11 protein-coding genes and 1 tRNA gene are annotated in these 13,891 nt (G+C 66.5%); 9 read left to right on the top strand and 3 right to left on the bottom strand.

All coding sequences use genetic code 11. The features are described 5' to 3' along the window. Positions 1 to 5 precede the first annotated feature (5 nt). From gcvT to QSJ34_RS04205, 6 genes are all read left to right on the top strand, one after another. Complete coding sequence (gcvT, locus tag QSJ34_RS04230; RefSeq protein ID WP_285570741.1) at positions 6 to 1,121, top strand: glycine cleavage system aminomethyltransferase GcvT; 1,116 nt, start codon at positions 6 to 8, stop codon at positions 1,119 to 1,121. 37 nt (positions 1,122 to 1,158) lie between these two features. Continuing rightward, the gene (gcvH, locus tag QSJ34_RS04225) at positions 1,159 to 1,542 is read left to right on the top strand and encodes a glycine cleavage system protein GcvH (RefSeq protein WP_285570739.1); all 384 of its coding nucleotides are present in this window, start codon (positions 1,159 to 1,161) and stop codon (positions 1,540 to 1,542) included. Positions 1,543 to 1,546: 4 nt separating this feature from the next. After that, on the top strand, positions 1,547 to 3,532 hold the full coding sequence (locus QSJ34_RS04220) for a LysM peptidoglycan-binding domain-containing protein (protein ID WP_285570737.1): 1,986 nt from the start codon (positions 1,547 to 1,549) through the stop codon (positions 3,530 to 3,532). 50 nt (positions 3,533 to 3,582) lie between these two features. Beyond that, positions 3,583 to 3,658, top strand: a tRNA-Ala gene (locus QSJ34_RS04215). 57 nt (positions 3,659 to 3,715) lie between these two features. After that, positions 3,716 to 5,692, top strand: coding sequence for an ABC-F family ATP-binding cassette domain-containing protein (locus QSJ34_RS04210; protein ID WP_285570734.1), 1,977 nt, complete (start codon positions 3,716 to 3,718; stop codon positions 5,690 to 5,692). 43 nt (positions 5,693 to 5,735) lie between these two features. After that, the gene (locus tag QSJ34_RS04205; RefSeq protein WP_285570732.1) at positions 5,736 to 6,545 is read left to right on the top strand and encodes an SDR family oxidoreductase; all 810 of its coding nucleotides are present in this window, start codon (positions 5,736 to 5,738) and stop codon (positions 6,543 to 6,545) included. Here the strand turns inward: QSJ34_RS04205 and QSJ34_RS04200 are convergent. Then, entirely contained in the window at positions 6,542 to 7,945 is a 1,404-nt protein-coding gene (locus QSJ34_RS04200) for an aldehyde dehydrogenase family protein (RefSeq protein ID WP_285570729.1), read from the bottom strand. The genes QSJ34_RS04205 and QSJ34_RS04200 overlap by 4 nt on opposite strands. 246 nt (positions 7,946 to 8,191) lie before the next feature. Between QSJ34_RS04200 and QSJ34_RS04195 the strand changes: the two genes are divergently transcribed. Further along, the gene (locus QSJ34_RS04195) at positions 8,192 to 9,931 is read left to right on the top strand and encodes an ArnT family glycosyltransferase (RefSeq protein ID WP_285570727.1); all 1,740 of its coding nucleotides are present in this window, start codon (positions 8,192 to 8,194) and stop codon (positions 9,929 to 9,931) included. A 38-nt stretch (positions 9,932 to 9,969) separates the two neighbouring features. Here QSJ34_RS04195 and QSJ34_RS04190 read toward each other — a convergent pair whose 3' ends face one another. Further along, the gene (locus QSJ34_RS04190; protein WP_285570725.1) at positions 9,970 to 11,340 is read right to left on the bottom strand and encodes a tryptophanase; all 1,371 of its coding nucleotides are present in this window, start codon (positions 11,338 to 11,340) and stop codon (positions 9,970 to 9,972) included. Between the two features lie 110 nt (positions 11,341 to 11,450). Between QSJ34_RS04190 and QSJ34_RS04185 the strand changes: the two genes are divergently transcribed. Then, a complete protein-coding gene (locus QSJ34_RS04185; protein ID WP_285570724.1) occupies positions 11,451 to 12,245 on the top strand; it encodes a type III pantothenate kinase in 795 nt (264 codons plus the stop codon). Between the two features lie 148 nt (positions 12,246 to 12,393). Next, positions 12,394 to 13,080, top strand: a complete 687-nt coding sequence (locus QSJ34_RS04180; protein WP_285570722.1) for a biotin--[acetyl-CoA-carboxylase] ligase — start codon at positions 12,394 to 12,396, stop codon at positions 13,078 to 13,080. Positions 13,081 to 13,098: 18 nt separating this feature from the next. On the opposite strand, the gene QSJ34_RS04175 is transcribed toward QSJ34_RS04180, so the two are convergent. Further along, complete coding sequence (locus QSJ34_RS04175) at positions 13,099 to 13,866, bottom strand: hypothetical protein (protein ID WP_285570721.1); 768 nt, start codon at positions 13,864 to 13,866, stop codon at positions 13,099 to 13,101. Positions 13,867 to 13,891 lie beyond the last annotated feature (25 nt).

Below are 13,891 nucleotides of genomic sequence, written 5' to 3'. Positions count from 1 at the left end.
CATCCATGTCGACCGCCGCATCAGAACTGATGAAAACCCCGCTCAACGCGGCCCATCGGGCCCTCAACGCCAAGATGGTGGACTTTGGCGGCTGGGACATGCCCGTGCAGTATCCGGCCGGGATCATCGCCGAGCACGAGGCCGTTCGCACCAAGGCCGGGCTCTTCGACGTGAGCCACATGGGCGAAATCCGCGTGAAGGGCCCTGGGGCCCTGGCCCTCGTGGAGCACCTGACGCCGAACGCCGTCTCCAAGCTCGTCATCGGCCAGGTCCACTACACCGCCTTCCTCTACGAGAACGGCACCTTCGTGGACGACCTCCTGGTCTACCGCGAAGGCGAGCAGGAATTCCTCCTGGTGGTGAACGCCGGGAACATCGACAAGGATTTCGCCTGGGTGCAGCAGCACGCCGCGGGCTATGACTGCACCGTGGTGAACGAAAGCCCGGTGACGGGCCAGATCGCCCTCCAGGGCCCACTGGCCGTGAGCATCCTGCAGCCCCTGACGGCGACCCCGCTGGATCCCATCGGCTACTACTACTTCACCCACGGCGAGGTCGCGGGCATCAAGTGCATCATCAGCCGCACGGGCTACACGGGCGAGGATGGCTTCGAGCTTTACTGCGCCGCCGGCGATACGGAAAAGCTGTGGAACGCCGTGCTGGCGGCCGGCACGCCCAAGGGCCTGATTCCCGCGGGCCTGGGCTGCCGCAACACCCTGCGTCTGGAATGCAAGATGGCCCTCTACGGCCACGAGATCGACGACAGCATCCACGCGCTGGAAGCCGGCCTCGGCTGGATCGTGAAGCTCGATCACGGCGACTTCATCGGCCGCGAGGCCCTGGTGGCCGCCAAGGCCGCCCCCGCGCCGCGCAAGCTCGTCGGCTTCAAGACGCTCGAGAAGCGTGACATCGCCCGCGACCACATGCCCGTGGTGCAGGACGGGAAGCAGATCGGTTTCGTCACCAGCGCCGCCCCGTCCCCGACCTGCGGCTTCAACCTGGGCCTGGCCTACGTTCCGACGGAACTGGCGAAGGTCGGTGGAACCATCCAGATCGAGATCCGCGGCCGTGCCGTGAATGCCGAGATCATCCCCACGCCCTTCTACAAGCGCGCCAAGTAACCCTTTTCCTGACCGACCCACCCAACCTGGAGGAACCATGTTCCCTGCCGATCTCAAGTACACCAAGGATCACGAATGGCTGAAGCCCGCGGGCGACGGCACGGCCCTGGTGGGCATCACCCACTACGCGCAGGACGCGCTGGGCGACGTGGTCTTCGTGGACCTGCCGGAGGCCGGCGCCACCTTCGCCGAGGGCGAGGAGTTCGGCACAGTGGAATCCGTGAAGACCGTGTCCGAGCTGAACATGCCCGCCGCCGGCGAAATCGTGGAAGTGAACGCGGTCCTGGCCGACCATCCGGAGGCCGTGAACGAGGATCCCTACGGCAAGGGCTGGATGGTGAAGGTCAAGCTCGCCGGTGACCTGTCCGGTCTCCTGGATGCCAAGGCCTATGAGGCCCTGGTCGGCGCGGAAAGCCACTAGGACCATGCCAGTCCAGGTCCTGGCCGCCCTTCTCTGGGGGACAGCGTCGGCTCAAGTGCCGGCACCTGCACCCCAGGCCTATGTGACCACGGTACCAGCCCGAGCTGCTGAATCGGACCCCGTCCGCATTCAGCAGCTCAGGGCGTTGGTGGAAGCCGCGGAAAAGGCCCTGGAAAACGAAGATGAAAGTGAAGCCGAAGCGAGATGCGATGAGGCCGACGTCCTCACCGCCGACTGGTCGCCCGAGCTGCTCAAGCAGCGCGAGGTCCAGGGTCTCCTGCAGCGGCTGAAGGAGGCGCAGGATCAGCTCGCGCCGGAGGAAGAACCCGAGGCTGAGCCCGGCCTCAAGGCCGCCGAGGAGGTCGTTTCCATCAGCGGGAGCGAGCTTCGCGCTGAGCTCGAACTGGTCCGTTCAGCCGAGCAGGGCGCCACCTACGACTACCCCATCGACCTGAACGACAAGGTGCTCACCTGGGTGAGCCTCTTCAGCACGACCAAGCGCGGATTCATGGAGAACGCGCTGGGACGGGCTTCCATGTACATGCCCATGGTCCGGCAGGTCTTCGCCGAAGAGGGCGTGCCTGCGGATCTGGCCTACCTGGCCCTCATCGAATCGGGCTTCCGGAACGAGGCCAAGAGCCGCGCGAAGGCGGTCGGCATGTGGCAGTTCATCCGCTCAACCGGGCGCATCTACGGGCTCAACAGCAATGCCTGGGTCGAGGAAAGACGCGATCCCGTGAAGGCCACGCGGGCCTCGGCGCGCTTCCTCAAGCGCCTCTACGAGATGACCGGCGACTGGTACCTCGCCGCCTCCAGCTACAACGCGGGGCCACTCACGCTGGAGCGGGCCATCCAGAACCTGGGCACCCGCAATTTCTGGGATCTCGCGCGCTCGCGCTGGCTGCGCACCGAGACGAAAAACTACGTGCCCGAACTCTGCGCCGCCATCCTCGTCGGCCGGAACCCGGAGCGCTACGGCCTGCACATCGCGCCGCTCGTGCCGTACGCCTACGAAACGGTGACCGTCTCCAGCATGACCAGCCTCACCATCCTGGCCCGCTGCGCGGGCACGGACCTCGCCACGCTGAAGATCCTGAACCCCGAGCTGCTGCGCGGCTCCACGCCACCGGGCACCTACCAGCTGCGTGTGCCGCCCGGCAAGGCGGTGGACTGCCTGCGCCAGCTGGCCCGCATGCCCGCCGGCAAGCGCCTGGACTTCAAGACCTACACCGTGCGCAAGGGCGACACCCTCGCCAAGGTGGCCAAGCGCTTCAAGGTCACGCCCGAAGACCTGCTGGACGCCAACGACATGACCGCGAAACAGTTCCGGCCCGGCAAGCGCGTGCTGGTGCCGCCCACGGTCTCCGCGGCGGCGGACGACCGCGACCGGACCCCTGGATCGGAACGCGTGAAGGCCCTCGCGGATCAGCCCCTGGCGCCGCTTCCCGCCACGCCGCGGGATTCGGAAACGCCCGTGGAAGCTCCCTCCAAGCCGGAGACGCCGCGAGCGCTTCCACCGGCGACGGAGAAGGCCGCCGAACCGGCTCCGGCCGCAACGGCGCCGGTTCCGCAAGCGGTGCCTCCAGCGGCGCCGCCGAGCGCGGTTTCCGCGCCCAAGGTGGAGCCCGAACCGGCGGTGACGCCCGAGTCTTCGCCCGAATCCTCGATCATCCGTGCCAAGCCCGGCGACACGCTGGCCAAGCTCGCCCGTGCGCATCACGTGGGGCTCGGCGAGTTGATGCGCCTCAATCCCGAGGCCAAGAAAGCCTTGCATCCGGGCGACGAGGTTCGTCTGCCCGGCGCCGGCCCCAAGAAGACCAAACCCGCCGCTGGCGCCCCTGCGCCGAGCATCCACGTGGTCCGCAAGGGGGACACCCTGGCCGCCATCGCCCGCAAATACGGCGTGGATCCCAAGGATCTCAAGGCCTGGAACCGGATGAAGAAGGACCGGGTCAAGGTGGGGCAGAAACTCCGAGTGACCGCCCCGTGATCAGTGCTTGCAGAAGCCCGGAAGAAGTGTGATACTGGGTCTTCCCCAATGGGGCCATAGCTCAGCTGGGAGAGCGCTTGCATGGCATGCAAGAGGTCGTCGGTTCGATCCCGATTGGCTCCACCAAACAGAAGGCCACCGCAAGGTGGCCTTCTTGCTTAAAGCTGCAGAAGGTCTCCGGCCATGCTCGCATCCCTGAACCACGTGGATCTCCGCTTCGGCCCCCAAGAGGTGCTGAAGGATGTCACCTGGGCCATTCAGGAAGGCGAGTGCTGGGGCGTTATCGGCCGCAACGGCGCGGGCAAGAGCACGGTCTTCAAGCTGCTGCTGGGCCAGCTGGAGGCGGACAGCGGCACGGTGGTGCGGCCCACCAAGGAGCGCGGCATCCGCATGGGCCACTATGCCCAGGACCTGGTGCCCGAAACCGAAGGCAGCGTGCTGGAAGAAGCGCTGGCGGCCTTCGGCGACGTGGAACGCCTGCAGCATGAGATGCGCGAGCTGGAACACCGCATGGGCGAGGCGGGCGATGACCTCGACGAGGTGATGGACCGCTACCAGAAGGTCACGGAGGCCTTCGAGCATCTCGATGGTTTCAGCATCCGCGCGCGCGCCGAAAGCATCCTGCAGTCGCTGGGCTTCACCTCGGCGGATTTCGAACGTCCCGTGGAAACGCTCTCAGGCGGCCAGAAGAGCCGCGTCATGCTGGCCAAGGCCATCCTCCAGGGCCAGGACCTGCTGCTGCTGGACGAGCCCACCAACCACCTGGACCTGCCCAGCCTGCGCTGGCTGGAATCGTTCATCCAGGACACGGATGCCACGGTGGCCGTCATCAGCCACGACCGCTACTTCCTGGACAAGATCGCCACCGAGATCCTGGAGCTGGAACTGGGCCGCTCGCGGGTCTACGACGGCAACTACTCCGAGTTCATGGAGAAGAAGGAACAGGAGCTGGAGCTGCTGGAACGGCACTACGAGCAGCAGCAGGCCTACATCAAGAACCAGGAAGAATACATCCGCCGCAACATCGCGGGGCAGAACACCAAGCAGGCCCGCGGCCGCCGCACCCACCTCGCCAAGTTGGACCGCATCCAGAAGCCCCTGCGCGACCGGCGGAAGGTGAAGTTCAGCTTTCCCGAGACCCAGCGCAGCGGCGACGTGGCCCTGGTGCTGGAGAACGCCAGCGTGGGCTGGGACGGCAAGGCGCTCTACGCGCCCCTGGAGCAGCTGCAGATCAAGCGCGGCCAGAAGATGGGCATCGTGGGCCTCAACGGCACGGGCAAGTCCACCCTGCTGAAGGCCATCTCCGAAGAGATCCCCTTCATCACGGGACAGGCGCGTCTGGGCAGCCAGGTGAAGCTGGGCTACTTCGATCAGCACCACCGCAACCTGGACCCGCGCAACACCGTGTTCCAGCAGATCCACGGCGTGAATCCCCAGGCCATGAAGCAGGACGTGCTGGGCTTCCTGGCCAAGTTCCAGTTTCGCGGCGACGAGGTGGACAAGCCCGTCACCGCGCTTTCCGGCGGCGAGCGCGCGCGGCTCAGCATCGCCACGCTCATCCGCCAGGGCGTCAACCTGCTGCTGCTGGACGAACCCACCAACCACATGGACATTCCCAGCATGGAAGCCATGGAGGACACCATCCTGAGCTTCACCGGCGCGGCCATCGTCGTGACCCACGACCGCTACCTGCTGGGCCGCGTGGCGGATTCGCTGCTGCGCGTCCATGAGGGCCGGGCGGAGTTCCGCGAAGGCGGCTACGAGGATCACCAGGCCTGGGTGGATCTGGATCTGGGCGCGGAAGACGAAGCCGGCAGCAAGGAACCCGAACCCCTGCCCAAGAAGGTCGCTTCACCGCAGGCGAAGCCCGCCTCGGCCGCCAAGCCGCCGAGTCCCCCCGCCAAGCCCGCCGCCGTCGACAAGGACAAGCAGCGCGCCATCAAGCGCTTCGAAAAGCAGGTGGCCGAGGCCGAGGCCAAGGTCTCGGACCTCGAAGCGAAGCTGGCGATCCTGCAGAAGGACATGGCCACCATGGACCCCGCGGACTGGCAGGCCTTCAGCACCAAGCTGGACGAGCAGAAGGCCCTGGAAGCCGACCTGGCCTATGCCATGAGCGACTGGGAAGCCGCCCAGGGCGCCCTGGAGGAGGCCCAGCGCTGAGGACGGCCCGCGGTGCTAGCATCAGGAAATCCCTGAGGCATCCATGACTGATTTCCGCGGCGCTCACGTCCTCATCACCGGTGCGGCCAGTGGCCTGGGCCGGCTCATGGCCCTGGACGCCGCTCGCAAGAAGGCGCGCCTGACCCTGATGGATCGCGATGCCAAGGGCCTGGGCGCGGTCTGCGACGAGATCCAGGCCCTGGGCGGCGATGCCGAGGGCTTCGTGGTGGATCTCTCCAGTCGCGAAGCCCTCCAGGCCACCTGCGCCGAAGTGCGGAACACCAAGGGCGAGGTGGACATCCTCATCAACAACGCGGGCATCGTCTCGGGCAAGACCCTGCTGGAATGCAGCGACGAGGCCATCGAGCGCACCTTCCAGGTGAACACGCTCGCACTCTTCTGGACCGTGCGGGCCTTCCTGCCGGGCATGCTCAAGGCGGGGAAGGGTCACATCGTCACCGTGGCCTCGGCGGCGGGGCTGGCGGGCACGTCTCGTCTGGTGGACTACTGTTCATCAAAGTCCGCGGCCGTGGGCTTCGACGAATCCCTGCGCATGGAGCTGAAGCGCCTCGGCAGTCCCGTGCGCACCACGGTAGTGTGTCCCTTCTACATCGACACTGGCATGTTCGAGGGCGTGAAGACCCGCTTCGCCTGGCTGCTGCCCATCCTCAAGCCCGACTACGTCGTCCGCCGCATCATGGGCGCCATCGAAGGCAACCGCGCCCGCCTGATCATGCCCCGCTTCGTGCTGACCGTGCCCGTGGTGCGCATCTTCCCGCCCCTGATCTTCGACGCGGTGCTGGGCTTTTTCGGCGTGAACCGCAGCATGGACGAGTTCGTGGGGCGCCACTAGAAATACTTCAACGTCAGGTCGATCATCCGCCTCACGAAGCCCGTGTAGGGCGGGTACATGAGCTGGATGGCGGAGAAGCGCGTGCGCTGGCGCAGGATACCGCGGGCGTTGGAGAAGGCCTGGAAGCCGTGGACGCCGTGGGCCTTGCCGAAGCCGGAGGTGTTCACGCCGCCCGTGGGCAGGCCCGTGTGCGCGAAGTGCAGCACGGTGTCGTTGATGCAGCCCCCGCCGGCGCTGGTGCGGGCCAGGATGGCCTTCGTCCGCTGGCTGTCCTCGCTGAACACGTAGAGGGCCAGGGGTTTGGGCCGCGCGTTCACGAAGGCCACGGCGGCGTCCATGTCGGGCACCTTCAGGATGGGCAGCAGGGGGCCGAAGATCTCCTCCTGCATGACGGCAGAGGCCGGATCGACGTCGGTGAGCAGGGTGGGGCTGAGGTAGCGGGTTGCGGCGTCCATCTCGCCGCCGAAGGCCACGGTGGCACCGGAGCCCTCCAGCAGGGCCCTGAGGCGCTCGAAGTGGCGGTCGTGGATGAGGCGGGCGAGGTCGGGGCTGGCCTTCCGGGTCGCCGCATCAGGGCCGTAGAACGCGAGGAGGACCTGCTTCAGCTCGGCCACGAGCGCGTCGTGAACCTTCTCGTGGACCAGCACGTAGTCCGGCGCCACGCAGGTCTGGCCGCCATTCAGGCACTTGCCCCAGGCGATCTTGCGGGCGGCCTCCTTCAGGTTCGCGTCCGCGTCCACCAGCACGGGCGACTTGCCGCCCAGTTCCAGCGTGACCGAGGCCAGGTGTTCGGCCGCGGCCTTCATGACGACCTTGCCCACCGCGGGGCTGCCCGTGAAGAAGATGTGATCGAAGGGCAGGGCCAGCAGGGCCTTGGCGGCATCCGCATCCCCTTCGACCAGGGCGACTTCGTCTTCGGGGAAGAGACCCGCCAGCAGCTTGCGCAGGAAAGCCGTGGTGTGGGGCGTGAATTCCGAGGGCTTGATGACGGCGCAGTTTCCCGCGGCGAGGGCCGAGACCAGCGGCCCCAGCGTGAGGTAGATGGGGTAGTTCCAGGGGCTGATGATGAGCACGACGCCGCGGGGCTCGTAGAGGATGGCGCTGGCGCTGCCGAAGAAGCCGATGGGTGTGGGCACCTTCCAGGGCTTCATCCAGCGGGGCAGGTGGCGCAGGGCGTCCTTGATTTCGGAGATGACGGGGTAGAGTTCCGTCAGGTCGACTTCTTCGGGGGCCTTGCGGAAGTCCGCCGCCAGGGCCGCCTGGGCTTCGCTCCGGTGGGCCATGAGAGCCTTCAGGAGGGCCCGCAGCTTCGCCTTGCGCTGATCGGCCGTGGTGGCCGCCACCCGCCCGCGCACGGCCTGCTGGCGGTCGAAGATCGAAGCCACGGGATTGGTGGACATGGGAACTCCTGAGGGGTGTATGGCCCATCCTAGTTCGGATCCGGGGTGGCGCGCCAATGCCGGATCTCGCCTGACCCCGGGTATGGTCGGACCCCTTGCGGGAATCCGCGCCGGGGCCTAGGCCGGATCGGGTCAGGCCACGGTTTCTCCTTGCCGCGGATGGAGGTTGCCGACACCCTGAAATGCTGGAGGAAGCAGCCGCCCACCGCGGTTTCGTCGCTTCTTGGTTCCATGCGAGGAGGTCCGGTGAGCGATGGCGCTCGGCCCATGTCCAGTCGAACGGTTGCAGATAAGGTCCTGGCCTGGGTCAAGGAATACAGAGTCCCACTCCTGTTCGCGCTGCTGCTTGTCGTCCTGGTTCCCGCCCGCGGCCTCTGGGCCCCGGATGAGCCGGATTTCGCCCAGTGCGTCAAGGAGATGCGCCAGCGGGGAAGCTGGGTTCTGCCCTACCTGAACGGCCAGCCGTACAACGAAAAACCCATCCTGTTCTACTGGCTGATGAAACTCAGCGCCGTCGCTGGAGATTGGCTGACGGGCGGGCGGGGCTTCACTCACGGCATCGCGGCCTGGGCGCTCCGCATCCCCTCGGTGGCGGCGGCCGCGCTGTTCGGAATCGGCTTTCGGAGCTGGGCCCGGCGCTTCCAGCAGGCGGACACGATGGATCTGCCCTGCATGATCCTGTTCACCACGCCCATTTGGATCTGGCAGGCCCAGACCATCCAGATCGACATGCTCTTCGCGGCGCTGCTGGCCTGGAGCTGGCTCTCCTGGGTGGGCGGCTACCTGCTGGCCACGGGCCGGCTGGATCCAGTGGACACGACCGAGGCCCGGCGCTGGCTGCTGGGCGCCTATGTGGCGCTCGGGCTCGCGACCCTGGCCAAGGGCCCGCTGGGCCTGGTGCTTTCAGGGCTGGTGGTGGCGGCCTTCCTCACCTGGCAGCGGGATTGGAAGAGCCTGCCGCAGATGCGACCCTGGGCTGGCCTCGGCATCCTCGCCCTGGTGGTGCTGCCCTGGTACCTGATGGCCCGGATTGTCGGCGGGCCCGTCTATTTCCATGAGCTGGTCATCGTGCAGAACTTCTCGCGGGCCACCCACGCCTGGGATCACATTCAGCCCTGGTGGCGCTACTGCGAGTACATCCTCGGCGATTTCTGGCCCTGGGTGCTCTTCCTGCCGGCCCTCGGCCTGCACCTCTACCGGTCCCGCGCCTCGCTCAGCTCGCTTCAGCGCTTCCAGATTCTGGCCTTCGCCGTGCCCTTCCTCTTCCTCTCCTGGTCCCAGAGCAAGCAGGGGAAGTACCTCCTCATGTCGTACCCCTTCCTGGCCCTGCTGACCACGGATCTCCTTCTCGATCGGGATCAGTCGAAGCATCCGCGCCTTCAGAAGCCCTGGATGGGCTGGATCCTCGGCGGAGCGCTGTGGATTCTCGCCGGAGCCCTCGCGGCGCTCGCCTTCACACGGGCAGGCGGGCCGAAGCTGCACACGCAGATCCAGCCTTTCCTGGGGCCCCTGCGGGTCGGGGCCCTCATCTCCATCGCAGGCGCTTGCCTTGTCACCTGGCACGTGCGGCAGCGGGCTTTGCGTCCCCTGATCCGCGAGGCCGCGCTCACACTGGGCGCGCTCTACCTCGTGATGGGCGCTTGGGGCTTCAGGCTGCTGGATGACGCGAAGGAATACCGGCGCTGGACGGCGGCCGTGTCCCCGCAGATCCAGGGTCGTCGGGTCTTCTTCTGGCAGACCATCCGCAGCGGAGCCATGGTCTACACGGACCAGCTCATGCCCGAACTGCGCTCCTATGCGGAGCTCGAAGCCGCGTTGGGTCCCGAGGACCGGCTGGTGTCCACGGACCGGGAATGGAACCGGGATGCCTGGGGCATAGATCCCGAGGCCCGGTCGAGGTTCGAGGTGCTGCTGCGGGTGCAGACGGGCGGCGGTGAACTGCTGCTCATCCGCAAGCGCCCCCCTCAGGGCGGACAGCCTTCCTGAAGGGGGCGCAACGGTTTCAGCGGGCTTGAACGGGGAGCCTAGACCCAGGCCATCTCGGCGGTGAAGTGGCGCAGATACTTGCTCTGCTTGACGATCTTCACGCCGCGGATGCTCTTGGCCTTGGCCTTCACTTCGGCGATGACTTCGGCGGCGAAGTCGAAGTGACTCTGGGTGTACATGCGGCGGGGGAAGGCCAGGCGCACCAGTTCCATGCTGTGGTAGGTCTCGGTGCCGTCGTCCATGCGCTTGCCGAACATGACCGAGCCGATCTCCACGCCGCGGATGCCGCCTTCCAGGTAGAGGGCGTTGCAGAGGGCCCAGGCGGGATACTGCTCCACGGGCATGTTCGGCAGCACGGTCTTGGCGTCGATGTAGACGGCGTGGCCGCCCGTGGGCTTCACGAAGCCGACGCCCGCGGCCTCGAGCTTTTCGCCCAGGTATTCGGCCGTGCGCAGGCGGTAGCGGAGGTAATCCTCCTCCATGCCTTCCTGCAGGCCCACGGCCAGGGCGTCCAGATCGCGCCCGGCCAGGCCTCCGTATGTGGGGAAGCCCTCAGTGAGGATGAGCATGTTGCGGACGGGGTCGAGCCACTCGTCGTTACGCAGCATGATGAAGCCGCCGATGTTGACCATGCCGTCCTTCTTGGCGCTCATGGTGCATCCGTCGGCGTAGCTGAACATCTCCTGGCAGATGGCCTTGATGGACGTGTTCTGGTAGCCGTCTTCGCGGAGCTTGATGAACATGGCGTTCTCCGCGAAGCGGCAGACATCCATGATGAAGGGCTTGCCGTACTTCTTGAGCAGCGCGGCGTAGGCGCGGATGTTGGCCATGGAGACCGGCTGCCCGCCGCCCGTGTTGTTCGTCACCGTGATCATGCCGAAGGGGATGCGGTGACCCTCCTTCTTCAGCACCTCTTCCACACGCTCCAGGTCGATGTTGCCCTTGAAGGGATGGATGAGGCTGGGCTGCAGGCCCTCGGGAATCACGAGGTCCGCGGCCTCGACGCCGTTGAATTCGAGGTTGGCGCGGGTGGTGTCGAAGTGGCAGTTGTTGGGGACGTAGTCGCCCTTCTTGCAGACGGCCGTGAACAGCACCTTCTCGGCGGCCCGGCCCTGGTGGGTGGGGATGAAGTGGGCCATGCCCGTGATGTCCTTGAGCACGGCTTCCAGGCGGAAGAAGCTCTTGGCGCCCGCGTAGCTTTCGTCGCCGATCATGATGGCGCCCCACTGGGCGGAGCTCATGGCCCCCGTGCCCGAATCCGTGAGCCAGTCGAGCAGCACATCTTCGGCCCGCAGCTTGAACACGTTCAGCTTGGCGGCTTCCAGCATCTCCATGCGCTCATGGGCGCTGGTCATGCGGATGGGTTCGACGGACTTGATGCGGAAGGGCTCGATCATCGTGCGAGGCATGGGGTCTCCAGACAGAACCTCCAGGCTACCCAGGGCGGCCTGGAATCGCATCACAAGGGGACTGGCGGCGCAGACCGCTCCAGGCGATCCTGGATGGCTTGGAGCAACGCATGAGTCTTCTGCTGGCCATCGACGTGGGCAATACCAACGTGGTGCTGGGGATCTACGACCTGTCCCAGGGGCCGGATGCCCCGCTGGTCTGTTCCTGGCGCCTGGCCACCAGCCGGGAGCGCACCGTGGACGAATACGGTGTTTCCGCCCTGGCCCTCATGCGCCACCAGGGCATCGAGGCCGGCCAGATCAAGCACGTGGCCATCTCCTGCGTGGTGCCGCCCCTGCATCCCGTGCTCATGAGCCTGGCCAAGACCTTCTTCGGAGTGGATGCCTTCTACGTCGAACCGGGTGTGAAGACCGGCGTGAAGGTGCTCATAGACAACCCGGCCGAGCTCGGCGCTGACCGCCTAGTGAACGCCGTGGCGGGCATCGAAAAGTACGGTGCGCCGCTCATCGTCGTGGATTTCGGCACCGCCACCACCTTCGACGTCATCAACGCCAAGAAGGAGTACCTGGGCGGCCTGATCTGCCCCGGACTCAAGATCAGCGCCGAAGCCCTGTTCCAGCGGGCCAGCCGTCTGCCCAGGGTGGAGATTGCCGAACCCGAGCGGCTGGTGGGGCGCAACACCGTGCAGGCCATGCAGTCCGGCATCTTCTACGGCTACGTGGGCATGGTGGACGGCATCCTGGACCGGCTGCTGGAGGAGTGCCCCGAGGCCAAGGTGGCCGCCACGGGCGGCCTGGGGCGGGTCATCGCGCCCCACACCAAGCACATCAAACACATCGCGCCGGATCTGACCCTGGATGGCCTGCGCACCCTCTGGTTCCGCAACCAGGGCGGGCGGAAATAAGCCCTGGCGACCTTTCATGATCACCACGGAGACACGGAGGTCACGGAGGGAAGAACACGGAGAAGGCGTGGAGAAGGGCTGGTCTCGGCTCCGTGCTCCTCTCCATGATTGCCTCGGTGCGCTCCGTGTCTCCGTGGTGGATCTGTAAATGCACCAAGAACGAATGGACCTCCCCCTGATCCGGCTGGCCACGGTGGATTCCACCCAGGCCTTCCTGCGGCGCCAGGCCCACCTGGGCTTTTGCATCGTGCTGGCTGATCGGCAGACCGAGGGTCGAGGTCGCCAGGGCAACCGCTGGGAAAGCGCCGCCGGGGCCGGCCTGTGGATGTCTGTGGCCCTGCCTTCCCCTTCGGGGGTGGCGCCGGGATTGCTGCTTCAGCGGGCCATGTGCGCCGCGGCGTGCGCGATGGATCCCGGGGGTGGCGTGCTCGGCCTGAAGTGGCCCAATGACCTGGTGGCCTGGAAGGAGGGCCTCCTCGTGAAGGTGGGCGGCATCATCGGCGAGCAGATCGGCGGCCGGCTCCTGCTGGGCCTGGGCGTGAACCTCACGGAAGCGCCGGACCTTCCGGGTCGCGCCATCCCTCCGGCCAGCCTGAAGGAGCTGGGACTGGCGGTTCCCCAATCAACTGATCTGGCGCTTCATATCGCCAAATCGTGGAATGATTTGGCGCTGGAAATTCAACCGCCTTTCCGATGGCCAGAAACGGGAATGGGCCTTCGCTGGGAGGATGGCCAGGGTGTATGCCTGGGCTGGGAACCGGATGGCCGCCTCAAGGTCACGACGGCCGAAGGCATCCGCCGGCTGAGTTCCGGAGACATCAGCTCGCTCCGGTGAATCGGAAGCCGGCCGGGTTCAGGGGCCCGTGCGGGCGAACTCCGCCGCGAACTGACCCGTGGTGCCGGTGGCCTGGATGACGAGATGGGGCGGCGTCACGCCGAAATTGAAGAACCCGAGGCCGGAATAGGCCTGGGCGATCTGCCCCGTGGGGAGGTAGTTGATGGTCACGCGGAAGGCGTTCTTCGTGGCATCCACCGCCGAGAGGGTGCCGGTGAAGGTGCCATGTCCGTCACTGCCCGAGAAGGCGCCCGCGGCCGTCAGGGTCCCTGTGGTGCTGTAGCCCGAGCTGGTGCTCACGGAAAGGTAGGACCCGGCCACATTGCTCATGACCACCGGCGTGCTGTAGAGGGCCTGGGTGTTGTAGGTGAAACTCATCGTGCCGTTGTCGACGAGGCTGCTGTACGTCCCCGTCATCGTGGTGCCACTCGTGCCGGTGCCTGACAGGACGAAGGAGGCCGTCGTCCCGCCCCCCAGGAACACGGATCCCGTCGGCGCGTACATGGTTCCGGACCCCGTGAAGGTGGTGCCGGAGACCGAGAGGTTGCCCACGGCCTGGATGCCGTTCGAGGCGACGTAGCGCATTTCTCCCGAGGCGAGCACGAGGGCCGTGGCGGTCACGGAACCGCCCGAGTAGGACTGGAGGTTGCCCGTCCAGGGGCCTTCGAGATTCAGGGACTGGACCGGGGGATTCGGATTGGAGGTGAAGGAAACGGATGAACCGCTGCCGCCGCCTCCGCAACCGAGGAGGACCACCAGGGGTGTTGATAGAACAAGGCGCTTCATGCTTTTCCCCTTCGATTGGATGCTT

The organism is Geothrix limicola (assembly GCF_030268085.1).
Lineage (GTDB): Bacteria > Acidobacteriota > Holophagae > Holophagales > Holophagaceae > Geothrix > Geothrix limicola.
Note: the sequence above shows the minus strand (reverse complement) of the source record. Positions and strands in the feature narration are given on the sequence as shown.

What these genes read in the sequence shown, in the direction of transcription:
- QSJ34_RS04190 (WP_285570725.1), bottom strand. Translation starts at nt 11,340, where the DNA reads ATGCCTCGCACGATGATCGAGCCCTTCCGCATCAAGTCCGTCGAACCC.
- QSJ34_RS04210 (WP_285570734.1), top strand. Translation starts at nt 3,716, where the DNA reads ATGCTCGCATCCCTGAACCACGTGGATCTCCGCTTCGGCCCCCAAGAG.
- QSJ34_RS04185 (WP_285570724.1), top strand. Translation starts at nt 11,451, where the DNA reads ATGAGTCTTCTGCTGGCCATCGACGTGGGCAATACCAACGTGGTGCTG.
- QSJ34_RS04205 (WP_285570732.1), top strand. Translation starts at nt 5,736, where the DNA reads ATGACTGATTTCCGCGGCGCTCACGTCCTCATCACCGGTGCGGCCAGT.
- QSJ34_RS04180 (WP_285570722.1), top strand. Translation starts at nt 12,394, where the DNA reads ATGCACCAAGAACGAATGGACCTCCCCCTGATCCGGCTGGCCACGGTG.
- gcvT (WP_285570741.1), top strand. Translation starts at nt 6, where the DNA reads ATGTCGACCGCCGCATCAGAACTGATGAAAACCCCGCTCAACGCGGCC.
- QSJ34_RS04200 (WP_285570729.1), bottom strand. Translation starts at nt 7,945, where the DNA reads ATGTCCACCAATCCCGTGGCTTCGATCTTCGACCGCCAGCAGGCCGTG.
- QSJ34_RS04175 (WP_285570721.1), bottom strand. Translation starts at nt 13,866, where the DNA reads ATGAAGCGCCTTGTTCTATCAACACCCCTGGTGGTCCTCCTCGGTTGC.
- QSJ34_RS04220 (WP_285570737.1), top strand. Translation starts at nt 1,547, where the DNA reads ATGCCAGTCCAGGTCCTGGCCGCCCTTCTCTGGGGGACAGCGTCGGCT.
- gcvH (WP_285570739.1), top strand. Translation starts at nt 1,159, where the DNA reads ATGTTCCCTGCCGATCTCAAGTACACCAAGGATCACGAATGGCTGAAG.